The 13,108-nt window shown below is 59.2% G+C and carries 15 protein-coding genes; 6 read left to right on the forward strand and 9 right to left on the reverse strand.

Features of this window, described 5'->3' with window-relative positions; genetic code table 11:
* Positions 1-10 precede the first annotated feature (10 nt).
* Positions 11-832, reverse strand: a complete 822-nt coding sequence (rsmI, locus tag A3709_RS04190) for a 16S rRNA (cytidine(1402)-2'-O)-methyltransferase (RefSeq protein ID WP_255359714.1) — start codon at positions 830-832, stop codon at positions 11-13.
* A 245-nt stretch (positions 833-1,077) separates the two neighbouring features.
* On the opposite strand from rsmI, the gene A3709_RS04195 reads away from it, so the two are divergent.
* Genes A3709_RS04195 through A3709_RS04210 form a run of 4 tightly spaced genes read left to right on the forward strand, consistent with a single transcriptional unit; the run spans position 1,078 to position 4,259 of the window.
* A complete protein-coding gene (locus tag A3709_RS04195) occupies positions 1,078-2,715 on the forward strand; it encodes a penicillin-binding protein activator (RefSeq protein ID WP_197484063.1) in 1,638 nt (545 codons plus the stop codon).
* Positions 2,716-2,731: 16 nt separating this feature from the next.
* Positions 2,732-3,085 (forward strand): YraN family protein, encoded by a 354-nt coding sequence (locus tag A3709_RS04200; RefSeq protein ID WP_066050506.1) that lies wholly within the window; start codon positions 2,732-2,734, stop codon positions 3,083-3,085.
* A 32-nt stretch (positions 3,086-3,117) separates the two neighbouring features.
* Positions 3,118-3,687 carry an SIS domain-containing protein gene (locus A3709_RS04205; RefSeq protein ID WP_066050509.1) on the forward strand — a complete coding sequence of 190 codons (570 nt, stop codon included), beginning with the start codon at positions 3,118-3,120 and terminating at the stop codon, positions 3,685-3,687.
* Complete coding sequence (locus A3709_RS04210; protein ID WP_066050512.1) at positions 3,684-4,259, forward strand: BON domain-containing protein; 576 nt, start codon at positions 3,684-3,686, stop codon at positions 4,257-4,259. Before A3709_RS04205 ends, A3709_RS04210 begins: the two co-directional genes overlap by 4 nt.
* Before the next feature lie 32 nt (positions 4,260-4,291).
* Here A3709_RS04210 and A3709_RS04215 read toward each other — a convergent pair whose 3' ends face one another.
* The 7 genes from A3709_RS04215 to zapE form a co-directional block, all read right to left on the reverse strand.
* Complete coding sequence (locus A3709_RS04215; protein ID WP_066050514.1) at positions 4,292-4,693, reverse strand: ClpXP protease specificity-enhancing factor; 402 nt, start codon at positions 4,691-4,693, stop codon at positions 4,292-4,294.
* Positions 4,694-4,727: 34 nt separating this feature from the next.
* On the reverse strand, positions 4,728-5,360 hold the full coding sequence (locus A3709_RS04220) for a glutathione S-transferase N-terminal domain-containing protein (RefSeq protein WP_066050517.1): 633 nt from the start codon (positions 5,358-5,360) through the stop codon (positions 4,728-4,730).
* A gap of 81 nt (positions 5,361-5,441) precedes the next feature.
* Complete coding sequence (locus A3709_RS04225; RefSeq protein WP_066050520.1) at positions 5,442-7,499, reverse strand: ubiquinol-cytochrome c reductase; 2,058 nt, start codon at positions 7,497-7,499, stop codon at positions 5,442-5,444.
* Positions 7,499-8,095: a ubiquinol-cytochrome c reductase iron-sulfur subunit gene (gene petA, locus A3709_RS04230; protein ID WP_066050522.1), complete on the reverse strand. Its 597-nt coding sequence runs from the start codon at positions 8,093-8,095 to the stop codon at positions 7,499-7,501. Before petA ends, A3709_RS04225 begins: the two co-directional genes overlap by 1 nt.
* A gap of 252 nt (positions 8,096-8,347) precedes the next feature.
* Positions 8,348-8,740 (reverse strand): 30S ribosomal protein S9, encoded by a 393-nt coding sequence (gene rpsI, locus A3709_RS04235; protein ID WP_066050525.1) that lies wholly within the window; start codon positions 8,738-8,740, stop codon positions 8,348-8,350.
* Positions 8,741-8,751: 11 nt separating this feature from the next.
* Positions 8,752-9,180, reverse strand: a complete 429-nt coding sequence (rplM, locus tag A3709_RS04240) for a 50S ribosomal protein L13 (RefSeq protein WP_066050897.1) — start codon at positions 9,178-9,180, stop codon at positions 8,752-8,754.
* A gap of 167 nt (positions 9,181-9,347) precedes the next feature.
* Entirely contained in the window at positions 9,348-10,448 is a 1,101-nt protein-coding gene (gene zapE, locus A3709_RS04245; protein ID WP_066050900.1) for a cell division protein ZapE, read from the reverse strand.
* Between the two features lie 202 nt (positions 10,449-10,650).
* Here zapE and A3709_RS04250 point away from each other — a divergent pair, with 202 nt between their 5' ends.
* Positions 10,651-11,124: a YhcB family protein gene (locus tag A3709_RS04250; protein WP_082849882.1), complete on the forward strand. Its 474-nt coding sequence runs from the start codon at positions 10,651-10,653 to the stop codon at positions 11,122-11,124.
* 3 nt (positions 11,125-11,127) lie between these two features.
* On the opposite strand, the gene A3709_RS04255 is transcribed toward A3709_RS04250, so the two are convergent.
* A complete protein-coding gene (locus A3709_RS04255; protein ID WP_066050528.1) occupies positions 11,128-11,889 on the reverse strand; it encodes a Nif3-like dinuclear metal center hexameric protein in 762 nt (253 codons plus the stop codon).
* 114 nt (positions 11,890-12,003) lie between these two features.
* Between A3709_RS04255 and A3709_RS04260 the strand changes: the two genes are divergently transcribed.
* Positions 12,004-13,107, forward strand: a complete 1,104-nt coding sequence (locus tag A3709_RS04260) for a S1C family serine protease (RefSeq protein ID WP_066050531.1) — start codon at positions 12,004-12,006, stop codon at positions 13,105-13,107.
* Position 13,108: the final 1 nt, after the last annotated feature.

Consider the following 13,108-nt stretch of genomic DNA (forward strand, 5'->3'; position numbering starts at 1 on the left):
CGAAGACTACCTATCCCTTCTGCGCAAGTAAATAGTCATAGAGTTCACGTTTTCTGAGCCCCGTGTGCTCCGCAACGATAGCAGCGGCTTTTTTGCCGGGCATTTCCTCGGCCAGACGCTGCAGCAACTTCGCCGTGGCCGCATCCAGGGTGACATCGCGCTCATCGCGGCCGGCAATCACTAAGACAATTTCACCTTTCTGCTGATTGGCGTCGCTCGCAACAAACGCCTCCAACTCAGCTAGCGGCGCCCGGCGCAAAGTCTCAAAGGTTTTGGTCAGCTCGCGCACCAGTACCGCCTCACGCTCTTCCCCGAACACCGCCGCCATTGCCCCGAGCACTTCAAGGACGCGGTGCGGCGCCTCGTAAAACACCAGCGTGGCTGATTCGTCCACCAGGCACTGCAACCGCTGCTCCCGAGGGCCGGCTCGGGCGGGCAGAAAGCCTTCAAAACGGAAGCGATCAGTGGGCAGACCGCAAGCACTGAGCGCGGCGATCGCTGCACAGGGACCGGGAATTGCGACGACCGGGTAACCCGCAGACTGTACGTCCCTGACCAGACGATACCCCGGGTCAGAAATCAGCGGCGTACCGGCATCGGAGATCAGCGCCACCGCACCACCTTCAGCGAGGGTTTGCATGATCCGCTCGGGGGTACGGTCACCACTGTGTTCGTGATAGGGGATAGCAGGCGTGGTCACCCCAAAGTGCTGCAACAGCCTGGCGCTGTGCCGCGTATCTTCGGCGGCGATCAGGTCAGCGCCCGCCAATACCTCTATCGCCCGCTGCCCCATGTCGCCGAGATTACCGATGGGTGTTGCAACAATATACAACCCGGTGTCCACAAATACCCCTTATACTATCGCGTGCCGCCGCACTCTGTGGCAGGCTTGCCAGAATTCAATCGGTGCAGCATAGCATGAGAGCAACTCAATCCCCCCGTTGGCGTCGTTGTAAAACCGGACTCGGTGCCGCCCTGTCCGCGCTGTTAATCGCGTGCGCCGGCCCGCAGCCGCAAGAGACTTCCACGACGGCCGGACCCACCATTGAGATAACGCCCGGCATGAAGGAACTGAACATGCCCCCCAGTGCTTTCGATGCTGAGTTTCGCGTAGCGGAGGCGGCGCTGGCCCGCCGCGAGTGGATGGTCGCAGAAACTACACTCGCCCCGCTGTCGGAAGAACCGCTGGGCACAAACGACAAGGCACTCTGGGACTATCTCGAGGCGCGCATAGCGCACATGCGCGGCGAAGAGGACCGGGCACTTTCGCTGCTGAACCAAGCGGCCTCCCCCGGCGTTCACCCCGCTATTACCTATCGTGTCTACAACTTTCGCCGCCACTTACTCGACCTACAGCGCGACCACCTCACCAGCGCCCAACTGGGCACCCAGTTAATCGCCATCGCGCCCAGCGCCGACCAGCCCGCCCTGAAACGCAGTGTCTGGCACGACTTGATGCGCGTGAAAGCAACGGACATTGAACAAGCGGCCGCCGCCAGCATCGAGACCGAATGGCGCGGATGGCTGGCCCTGGCAGCGATTGCCAACCAGGATCCCACCCACATCGCCAGCGAACTGCCGCAGTGGCAATCCACCTACCCCGCCCATCCCGCGGGTTCGCCGCTGCCCGGCGGACTGCAATACCTGCAGGGCACACCCGCCGCACCTTCACAGGTAGCACTGATGCTCCCGCTGTCCGGGCGTCTCGCCCCTGCAGGAAAAGCCGTTCGGGACGGCTATCTGGCGAGCTATTTCACGGCGCGCAAGGGCAATGCCGCGCCCTACGAGGTGCGGATTATTGACAGTGACCGGTACGCGACGATCTCCGAAGCCTATCAGGCCGCCGTCACTGGCGGCGCCGGCATGGTGGTCGGCCCACTGAGCAAAAACGCGGTCGCCGAACTTGCTCTGTCACCCTCGCGTCCCGTTCCCGTACTGGCTCTCAACCAGATGGACGGCGCCCTGCCACCGGGCGATAGCGCCCTGATCCAGTTCGCCCTGGCGCCCGAGGACGAGGCAGCCCAAATCGCAGAGGTGGCATTTGGCGATGGCGCCCGCCGCGCGTTACTACTGCGGCCGGCCGGGGCATGGGGCGACAAAATGGAGCAGGCCCTGCGCGAGCGCTGGCAGACACTGGGGGGCAGCTTTAGCAGTGCCATTGCATACACCGGCCAGGACGATTATTCCGTCAGCATCAAGAACGGCCTGGGCATCGCCAGCAGCGAGGCCCGTCGACGCCAGATCCGTGACATGCTCGCAGAACCGGTGGAATTTACCCCGCGCCGCCGCGAGGATGTCGACGCCATCTTCCTGCTGGCACGCAATGCCGCAGAAGCCCGCTCGCTTAAACCGTTGCTGGCCTTCCACTACGCTGGCGCACTGCCGGTTTACGCCACATCGAGCGTCTACCACGGCAGCCCCGACGAACGCGACCGGGACCTCAACGGCCTGAACCTGGTCGAACTCCCCTGGTTACTGGGCTCAAGTCCTGCGCTTCAGGCAGAACTGGCAGACGGCGGCAACAACGCCTACCCCCGCCTGAACGCACTGGGTGTGGATGCTTATCTGTTGCAATCAAGATTCCTGCAACTCCAGGCTGGCCCTGATCTGCTAATTCGCGGCAACACGGGCCTGCTCAGCCTCAACCCGCAGCTACAGATTGAACGCGAGCTGGTGCCGGCTGAATTTGATAGAGGCAGGGTGACACCGCGCTGACTAGAATCCCTTTGAGATGAAATCTCTCGGGGACAGTTACGAACAATGGGCAGCCCACTGGCTAGAGCAAAAGGGGTTGCAGATAGTGAGCAGAAACTATCGCTGCAAGCTGGGCGAAATCGACCTCATAGCATGTGACCGCGGCCAGCTGGTCTTTGTTGAAGTCCGTGCGCGCAGCATCTCACGTTACGCCCGCGCCCCCGAGTCGGTCGATCAGCGAAAGCAAGACAAGCTGCGCAGAACCGCTCTCCACTACCTATTGCAACGCTATCAAACCACGGCCGTGCACTGCAGATTTGACGTGGTTGCCATTGAGCCGCGACAATCCCCCGATAACCCCGCCGTTCGCTGGATTCGTTCGGCCTTCTAAAACGCGGCGCCAATCGCAGAGAAAGAGAACCCGTGGACCACTACCAGATCATTGCTGAACGCTTTCAGGGCACACTCGAGAGCGCCGCCATGTCGGTGGATCAGCTCGCCGACCCCATCGCCAGTGCCGCCGAACTATCGACCCAGGCGCTACTGCAGGACCGCAAAATTATCAGCTGTGGCAGCGGCGTGGACGCCGCCCTCGCCCAGCTGCTCTGCACCAGCCTGCTCTACAGCGTCGGCGAAGAGCGCCCGGCACTACCTGCGCTGAACATCTGTACCGACAACAGCATCCCCGGAAGCATTCCTGCCGCAGGGCGATTCAGCCACAGCTTGCGTGCCCTGGGACAGGAAGGCGACGTACTGCTTGCCATCAGCAGCAGCCTCGATCCGGACCCAGCCATACTAGAGGCACTGCGCTGCGCCAACGATCGCGGCATGACCAGCCTGACACTGTGCGCTGGCGCCGCTCTGGCCGATGCGCACTTTTCCATTGCGGTGAACGGAACCTGCCGGCGCACCGTGGTCGAATTACACACCATGGTGCTACAGACACTTTGCCAACTCATTGAAGCTAATTTATTCGGAATCGGACACTCATGACCCAACGCCTGCTGCAATGCCTCTTCCTGTCCTCGCTGCTAAGCCTAGCCGGTTGCGGCCACATGCTCGCTTCTATGGAATCCAACACCATCGAGGAGGATCAGGGCGAGCGCACCTGGGGCCGCCTGATTGAAGACGACAGCATAGAGACCAAAGCCAGGGTGAATATCCACGCCGCCGATGAAGCCTTTGACAATGCCCACCTGAACATCGTCAGCTACAACGGTTACGTTTTGCTGGTCGGCCAGGTCGCCTCCGAGGCACTCAAAAGCAAGGCAACGGATGTGGTCCGCGAGATTCGTGGTGTGCGACGCATCTACAATGAATTGGAAATTTCGGCGCCCAGTTCAGGCATGACCCGCACGTCAGACACCTGGATAACCACTAAAGTGAAATCATTCCTGCTGGGCAATACCGATATCCAGGGGAACCGCGTCAAGGTGGTGACCGAGAACGGCGTGGTTTATCTTATGGGTCTGGCCACCCGCGAAGAAGCCGAGCGCATTGCGGCAGAGGCATCCGATATTGGTGGCGTGCAGAAAGTAGTAAAACTGTTTGAGCTCATCGATTAAGCGTCGCCGGCACGCCCCGTCGCAGGGCGTGCTTACTTGACGATTTTCAGCGAGGGGCGCCCCTCGGGCTTACCGGAGGGTTCCGGTGGTGTGTCTTCGGGCGGTGTGGGATCGTCTTCCGGCGGCTCTTCCGACTCAAACACCATACCCTGGCCGTTCTCTCGAGCGTAGATACCCACCACAGCCGTCACCGGCACATAGACATCGGTAGCCACACCCCCGAAGCGACCATTAAAGACCACGGCATCATTGCTCATGTCCAGGTCCATCACCGCTGTCGGCGATATATTGAGAACAATCTGACCGTCCTTAACATACTGCTCGGGCACCGAAACATCCTCCATGGTGGCATCGACGAGAATATAGGGCGTGCAGCTATTGTCCACGATCCACTCGTAGAGTGCGCGCATGATGTAGGGGCGACTAGGTGTCATCCTGGCGTGATATCGAGCAGAGACTGGCGCTCCCTCAGGAGCGCATTTCCCGTTCCTGCTCGGAAAGGCTTTCCTGGAAGGACTCGCGATTGAACAGTGCATCCATATAGGTAAACAGCGGCTTGGTCTGCTTTGTATTGCGGATATCCACACCCAGGGAAGGCAGGCGCCACAAAATGGGGGCAATGCAGCAATCCACCAGGGTGAACTCTTCGCTCATGAAGAAGGGCTTCTCGGCAAAAATCGGCGCAATAGCGGTGATGCTTTCCTTCAGTTCCTTGGTGGACTTCTTGATCACATTTTCACTGCGGGTGTGCTGGATAGCATCCACCAGCGCGCACCAGTCTTTTTCGATGCGGTGAATCAGCAGACGGCTCTCGGCGCGAGCCACCGGGTACACCGGCAACAGCGGCGGGTGCGGGAAGCGCTCGTCCAGGTATTCCATCATCACTTTGGATTCGTACAACACCAGGTCGCGATCCAGCAGCGTCGGCAGGCTGTTGTAGGGGTTCAGTTCGGACAGCTCCGCAGGGGGGTGTGCCGAGTCGGATTCAATCAGGTCCACGGTCACGCCTTTCTCCGCCAGGACAATGCGTACCCGGTGGCTGTAGTGACTGGTGGGGTCCGAGAAAAAGGTCATTGAAGACCGCTTTGCCACAACACCCATGGAAAATTCCTCTTTAAATAAGCTAGAAACAAAAACGCAGCGTGGCGTCCCGCCACGCTGCTGCAGTGCGATTGCTCAGGATCAGTGTACGTCTTTCCAGTATTCGCGGTTGAGCAACCAGGCGAAGACAAAGAACAGTACGATGAATAGCAGTACAAAGACGCCGGTGCGCTTGCGCTCCATTGCCATTGGCTCGGCTGTATAAGCCAGGAAATTCACCAGGTCGTAAATGGCCGCATCGAACTCTTCTGGCGTCGATGTGCCGGGCTCAGCGATGGACCAGGAGCCACAGGGATCCTCGAGAATATTCTCGCCTGTGAGCGGATCGCGCTTAATGCCGCCGTTGCTGGCCTTGACCGGCCCCATGGCACACTCCTGCATGCCCTGCATTTCAAGCATGACGTGGGGCATACCCACATCCTTGAATACGCGGTTGTTGACGCCATAGGGGCGGCTGTCATCCCGGTAGAAATTACGCAGGTAAGTGTACAGCCACTCCGGGCCCGTACGGCTTATCGAAGAGCGCGCACGTGCCACAAGCGTCAGATCCGGCGGGGTCGCACCAAACCAGACCTTGGCGGTACCGTCGTCCATGGCATTTTCCATCAGATCGCCGATTTTGTTGGCGGGATCGAACATCAGGTTCGCTTCCATCAGGTCAGCGGGAATGCCCAGATCGTCAGCCACACGGTTATAACGCGAGTACTGCAGAGAGTGACAGCCCATGCAGTAGTTCATGTACAGCTTGGCGCCATTTTGCAGGGAAGCTTTGTCCTCCAGATCGACGACAAACTCATCACATTCGATCTCGCCACAGTTAAAAGCGGATTCGGCACCCACGGCCTTGAGCGGCAGAATTGTCAACGCCATAATCAGCGCCAGACCGCCCATGCTGCCCCAGAAGCCAATACCGCCATCGGTAGTAATACGCTCGGGCACAGGCTTGGTCTTGTCCATAGACGACCAGATCGGCATCAGCAGGAAGAACGCGAAGTAGAACACCGAGCAAATCTGCGCCAGGACAGTACGACCATCGGTCACTGAACGAACGCCGAGAACGCCCAGGATCAAGAAACAAGCCACAAACAGCACCAGCATCACTTTGGTGATGTTGCCGCGGTAGCGCCAGGAGCGTACCGGGCTGCGGTCCAGCCAGGGCAGCAGGAAAGGAATAGCGACTGAAGCAGCAAACGCCACGAAGCCCCAGAACTTGTCCGGTACTGCACGCAGCACCGAGTAGAATGGAGTGAAATACCAGACCGGGGCAATGTGCTCGGGCGTCTTAAGACCATTGGCCTCCTCAAAGTTCGCGAACTCGAGGAAGAAACCACCCATTTCCGGCAGGAAGAACATCACCGCACAGAAAATGAACAGGAACACCGCAATCGCCTGCAGATCGTGAACGGTGTAGTAGGGGTGGAAGGCAACGCCGTCCAGAGGCACCCCATTTTCGTCTTTGTGCTTCTTGATATCCACACCATCGGGATTGTTGGAACCCACCTCATGCAGCGCCAGCAGGTGCAGTACTACCAGGGCCAGCAGCACGATGGGCAACGCCACCACGTGCAGGGCGAAGAAGCGGTTCAGGGTAGCGCCGGAAATCAGGTAGTCACCGCGAATCCAGGTCACAATGTCTTCACCGACAACCGGGATCGCGCCAAACAGCGAAATAATAACCTGGGCTCCCCAGTAGGACATCTGGCCCCAGGGCAGCACATAACCCACGAAAGCCTCAGCCATCAGGACCACGAAGATCAGCATGCCGAAGATCCAGATCAGTTCGCGCGGCTTCTTATACGATCCGTATAACAGTGCGCGGAACATATGCAGGTACACCACCACAAAGAAGGCCGAGGCCCCGGTGGAGTGCATATAGCGCAGAATCCAGCCGTAATCGACATCGCGCATGATGTATTCGACAGAGGCGAACGCGTCTTCCGCGCTGGGGGTGTAGTTCATGGTCAGCCAGATACCGGTGAGCAGCTGGTTGACGAGTACCAACAGGGACAGGACCCCGAAGAAATACCAGAAGTTAAAGTTTTTGGGCGCGTAGTATTTGCCCATGTGGGTGTCCCACGCGCGCATGATAGGCAGACGCTCATCAACCCAGTCACGCAATCCAACAAGCATATTGATCATCAGGCAGCCTCCGTATCCACGCCGATTACAAGGACGTTGTCACCCTCGAAGGAATACGGGGGAACCACAAGGTTGGCGGAAGCCGGTACGCCTGAATAGACGCGCCCCGCCAGGTCAAATTTGGAACCGTGACAAGGACAGAAGAAACCGCCCAGCCAGTCATCGCCGCCGAGATCGGCTGCGCCGACTTCAGGACGGAATTTGGGCGCACAGCCCAGGTGCGTGCACAGACCAACAACCACGAGAATTTCCGGACGCAGTGAGCGATCAACACCGCCGATGTAGGCGGGCTGTTCGGAGATCTCGGACTGGGGATCCTTCAAAATGCCGTCGAGCTTAGGAAGGTCCGCGACCTGCTCGGGTGTCCGGTGCATGACATACACGGGCTTACCTCGCCACTCGACCACTACCATCTGGCCCGGCTCGAGCTTGCCGATGTCTGCCTTAACAGGCGCGCCGGCGGCTTTCGCCTTGGCTGACGGGTTCCAGGAACCCAGAAAAGGCACAGCTATGCCCACTGCGCCGGCAGCGCCCACCACACTGGTGGCAGCCGTCAGGAACTTTCTCCTGCCGGTGTTTACGCCATCACTACTCATGCTTTTCTCCCCTAGGTTTGACGCGGGCGGGCGTGGGAAATGTCGCCCCGAAATCCGCGCCTCACAAAATCGTGCAAATAGTACGGATTTTGGCCCTTTGTTACAAGGTAAGCGCCTTGATTCTTAAGCGTTTTACGGTGTGAATTGGCCCTAATCAATTATGCAATACGTGGGCATAAAAAAACGTCCACTCCCATCCGGGAGCGGACGTTTCGAATCCTGTCTCGGCCCGAATCCGGACCGACAAGCGAATTAACGCTTGGAGAACTGAGGACGCTTTCGCGCTTTGCGCAGACCGACCTTCTTACGCTCAACCTCACGAGCGTCGCGAGTCACGTAGCCCGCACCGCGCAGGGTGCCGCGCAGAGACTCATCGTACTCCATCAGCGCGCGGGTGATGCCGTGGCGAATCGCACCGGCCTGGCCGAAGCTGCCGCCGCCTGCAACGGTCACGTTGACGTCGAACTTGTCGTTCATCTCAACCAGCTCCAGCGGCTGGCGCACGATCATGCGTGCCACTTCGCGGCCGAAGTACTCGTCCAGCGGACGCTTGTTGATGGTGATGTTACCGGCACCAGACTGCAAGAAAACCCGTGCAGTAGAGGTCTTGCGGCGACCGGTTCCGTAATATTGAGTAGCTGACATAATAAAACCCGTTAGATATTAAGTGCTTGCGGCTGTTGTGCGGCGTGCGGATGCTCGCTGCCCGCGTACACTTTCAGCTTCTTGAACATGGCGCGGCCCAGCGGGTTACGCGGCAGCATGCCTTTAACTGCACCCTGGATAACGCGCTCAGGGGCCTTGTCGATCAGCTTTTCAAAAGAGATGGACTTCAGACCACCGGGGTAACCAGTGTGGCTGTGGTAAATCTTGTCGGTCGCCTTGGCGCCGGTTACACGAACCTTTTCCGCATTGATCACGACGATGTAATCGCCAGTGTCTACGTGAGGTGTGTATTCGGCCTTGTGCTTGCCGCGCAAACGATGCGCAATTTCACTTGCCAGGCGCCCCAGGGTTTTGTCAGAGGCATCCACCACGAACCAGTCGCGGGATACGTCTTCTGCTTTGGCACTATAAGTTTTCATGAGAATAACCGCCTCTTGGAGGGCTCCAATTTCGAGAGCGCGAATACTACCCGCTGCCCCCATCCTTTTCAAGCAGAAAATCGAAGTTATTTCGCGACTTATCGGCACCTATCGGCGGACGTTTGTGGGAATTTTCACACTCCGCCGATTCCCCAATGGGACGGGGCCTAGGGCCGGTGCTCACGGGCCAGATACTCGTGAGACTGCATCTCCTGCAAACGTGACTGAGTGCGCTGGAACTCAAACTCCAGGCTGCCACTGGCATAGAGCTCCAGCAGCGGGGCTTGTGCGGTAAGCACCAGCTTCACATTGCGATCGTAGAACTCATCCACCAGATTGATAAAGCGGCGGGCCTGATCGTTCAGATCCGAGGTAAACCGGGGCACGCCGGACAGCAGCACCGCATGGAAAATACGTGCCAGCTCGATGTAGTCGTTCTGGGAGCGCGGCCCGTCACAAAGTTCGGCAAATTCGAACCAGGCCACATCGTCGGCAAGACAGCGCACGGTCAGATAGCGGCCGTTGATCTCGATACGCTCCCAATGCTTACCCGGCTCTACCGCCAGGGCCTCAAAACTACTGCGCAAACTGAGATCTGCCGCCTGATCCAATGGATAGTGATACAACTCGGCCTGCTGCAACGTGCGCAGCCGGTAGTCGATACCCGCGTCGACGTTCACCACCTTGGTGTATTTCTGGACCAGCGCAATCGCGGGCAGGAAACGCTGGCGCTGCAGGCCGTTCTCATAGAGGTTCTCAGGGACAATATTGGAAGTCGCCACCAGGCTGACGCCACGGGCAAACAGGGCCTCCATGAGCCCTCCCAGAATCATCGCATCGCCAATGTCGGTGACAAAAAACTCGTCGAAGCAGATTACGATCGCCTCCTCTGCCAGGCGATCCGCGACGATTTCGAGCGGATTTTTTTCGCCCTCCAGCTGCGTCAGCTCAATGTGAACGCGCTGCATGAAGCGATGAAAGTGGATTCTGAGTTTGCGCTCAAAAGGCAGGCTGTCGTGAAACGTGTCGACGAGATAGGTCTTGCCGCGCCCCACCCCGCCCCACAGATAAAGGCCGATCTCCGGCTCCAATGGCTGCTTGCGCAGGCGCCGGATAAAGCTGCCCAGACCGGTTTCGCGCTGCTGATAGCGCGCCACCAGGCGCTCGTAAAGGTCCTGCAACAGGCGTACGGCCTCCTCCTGGGCAGGGTCGTGACTAAACCCCTCCCGCTGGAGATCTGACTGATAGCGCTGCCAGGGTGTAGACATGACAATACCGGCTGAAATTTGGCGGCACACTTTACCCACCGCGCCTGCCGTTGGCAATGCACGCCCTTTGACAAACCGCCACGTGCGCAGCGCGAGCGCGTCCTTCTGGGGGGCAATGTGGTCAGACCCTTTGGCGACTCAGGCAATCCTTGTATACTGGCGGCCCGCGCTTCAGGCGGGATGTTGGCAAGAGGATTGATTTGTGTACGACCTGACTATTGTAATTGCCGCTGCCGCAGCAGCACTGATTGCCGGCCTGGCCGCAGGCCTGCTCATCGGTCGCCGCTCCTCTCCTGCCGGCCAGAAACACCGTGAAGTAGAGCGCAAACTGGACCAGGTTCTGCAAGACAAGAAAGTGTACGAAGACGAAGTGGTCGAGCACTTTTCAGAGACGGCACAGCTGCTTAACCAACTTACCAGCAGCTATCGCGATGTGCACAATCATCTCGCCAAGGGCGCCAGCGACCTGTGCCAGGGCAAGGGGCCAGTCGCCATGGTGAATGCTGCCAGCCAGGACCCTGCCGAGATTCCTGCCAACCTGGCAGACATTCAACAACCCCTGGACTACGCGCCAAAAACATCACCTGATGAAAAAGGCATGCTGAACGAAGAGTTTGGCTTGGACCGCACTGCAACCGCAGCCGAGGAGTCCCCCACCGTCCCCCCGCGGGTCTAGGCGTCACACCGGGTTAGCGATATCGATAAACCGGTGTTCGATAGAGAACACCTGCGCCAGCCGCTCACCTAACGCCTGCACACCATAACGCTCGGTGGCGTGGTGACCGGCGGCGACAAACTGAATACCCTCCTCCCGCGCCGTATGCACCGTGGGCTCCGACACTTCACCCGTCAGGAACAAATCCGCACCCGCGGCCACGGCGGCATCGATATAGGATTGCGCAGCCCCGGTACACCAGGCCACACGATTGACACGCGCGTCAGCCTCACCAATCAGCAGCGGCACCTGCCCCGTGAGCGCCTCAATCTGGCGACAAAACTGGCTGGCTGTCTGACCACCCGGCAAATTGCCGATATTGCCCACGCCCTGGCGATCCTCCGGGTCGAGCGGCTCAAAGCCATCAATCCCCAGCAGTTGCCCCAGACGAGCGTTGTTGCCCAATTCGGGGTGCGCATCCAGCGGCAGGTGATAGGCGAGCAAGCTGACATCGGCGCCCAGCAGTGCACCCAGGCGGCGGCGCTTCATCCCCACAACGGGCGCAGACTCGCCCTTCCAGAAATAGCCGTGGTGCACCAATATGGCATCGGCACCCCATTCGATCGCGGCATCCAGTAAGGCCTGATTGGCCGTGACGCCCGAGGCAATCCGGGTCACTTTGTCCCGGCCCTGCACCTGCAATCCGTTCGGGCAGTAATCGCGAAACCTCCCAGGCTCCAAGGTTGTGTCGATATAAGCCAGCAGTTCGTCCAGCGTTGTGCTCATTTGGTCAAATCCTGTTCGCAGCCGAGCTGCATCAGATACAATGTCCCACCACTCGAATCGTCGAACGGCAAATCAAGCGGTACTTTACCGCAGGAAGGGGCGCTGACAAATCCAATGCAAGAGAGCCTGAAATTTATCGCCTGGCCCACCATCGCCGGCATCCTGGCCGCCTTACTCATCCTGGATCGCTGGGTGTTACCCGCCAGTGACGCCACCGCACCGGGGCAGGCTATCAGCAGCTACGCCAACGCCGTCGAAGACGCCAGTCCATCGGTAGTGAACATTTACACCGCCAAGCGTATTCTCGAGCGCGCACCGTTACTCGACCGCCGCTCTGCCCTGGTCCTGGCACCCTCCCAGTCCGTGCGCGAACGCATAGAACGCTCGTTGGGCTCAGGCGTCATCATGACCGCCGAAGGCCATATCCTCACTAATCACCACGTTATCGCCGGCGCCGATTCCATTCAGGTCCTGCTGCACGATGGCCGCACCGCAAACGCGGCGGTTGTAGGCTCAGATATTGCCACCGACCTGGCGGTACTGCGCATTGACCTGCCGGATCTCAAACCCATCTCCACTGGCAACTCCAACCGCTTGCAGGTGGGCGATGTGGTACTGGCCATTGGCAATCCGCTCGGATTTGGACACACCGTCAGCCAGGGTATTGTGTCGGCTCTGGGCCGCTGGGGGCTGCAGCCAAACGCGGCTTACGAAGACTATATCCAGACCGATGCTTCGGTACACCAGGGCAACTCGGGAGGTGCTCTGATCGATGCCCGCGGCCAGCTAATGGGTATTAACACCCTGATCTATACCAGCGGCGGCGATAGCGAGGGCACAACAGGCATTGGCATTAGCCTGGCTATTCCCATCAACATGGCCGCGTTTGTCATGCACGACCTGATTGAATACGGCGAAGTCATCCGCGGCTGGCTGGGCGTCAGTGTGGACCCAATCCGGCCCGTACAAGGTGAAGGCCAGGCCCTGCTGGTTATGGATGTCGCAGCGAGCAGTCCGGCGGAACGCGCCGGCCTTGCCCAGGGCGATGTTATTACCCACATTAACGGCGACCCGATTCTCGACGGTCGCCAGACCATGCACCACATCGCCCAGTTGCGGCCCGGTGACACCATCGCGATCTCAATCCGGCGCCGTCAGCAAAGCCTGGAATTGCGGGCTGTGGTTGGCGTCCAGGGCCAGACCAGCCCTGTCAGATAGT

Origin of the sequence: Halioglobus sp. HI00S01 (genome assembly GCF_001635445.1) — a bacterium.
In the GTDB taxonomy this organism is placed as follows: Bacteria; Pseudomonadota; Gammaproteobacteria; order Pseudomonadales; family Halieaceae; genus Halioglobus; species Halioglobus japonicus.

Coding starts and splice junctions, on each gene's coding strand:
- A3709_RS04195 (WP_197484063.1), top strand. CDS start 1,078: ATGCCCCCCAGTGCTTTCGATGCTGAGTTTCGCGTAGCGGAGGCGGCG.
- A3709_RS04200 (WP_066050506.1), top strand. CDS start 2,732: ATGAAATCTCTCGGGGACAGTTACGAACAATGGGCAGCCCACTGGCTA.
- A3709_RS04210 (WP_066050512.1), top strand. CDS start 3,684: ATGACCCAACGCCTGCTGCAATGCCTCTTCCTGTCCTCGCTGCTAAGC.
- A3709_RS04215 (WP_066050514.1), bottom strand. CDS start 4,693: ATGACACCTAGTCGCCCCTACATCATGCGCGCACTCTACGAGTGGATC.
- A3709_RS04220 (WP_066050517.1), bottom strand. CDS start 5,360: ATGGGTGTTGTGGCAAAGCGGTCTTCAATGACCTTTTTCTCGGACCCC.
- A3709_RS04225 (WP_066050520.1), bottom strand. CDS start 7,499: ATGATCAATATGCTTGTTGGATTGCGTGACTGGGTTGATGAGCGTCTG.
- petA (WP_066050522.1), bottom strand. CDS start 8,095: ATGAGTAGTGATGGCGTAAACACCGGCAGGAGAAAGTTCCTGACGGCT.
- rpsI (WP_066050525.1), bottom strand. CDS start 8,740: ATGTCAGCTACTCAATATTACGGAACCGGTCGCCGCAAGACCTCTACT.
- rplM (WP_066050897.1), bottom strand. CDS start 9,180: ATGAAAACTTATAGTGCCAAAGCAGAAGACGTATCCCGCGACTGGTTC.
- zapE (WP_066050900.1), bottom strand. CDS start 10,448: ATGTCTACACCCTGGCAGCGCTATCAGTCAGATCTCCAGCGGGAGGGG.
- A3709_RS04255 (WP_066050528.1), bottom strand. CDS start 11,889: ATGAGCACAACGCTGGACGAACTGCTGGCTTATATCGACACAACCTTG.
- A3709_RS04260 (WP_066050531.1), top strand. CDS start 12,004: ATGCAAGAGAGCCTGAAATTTATCGCCTGGCCCACCATCGCCGGCATC.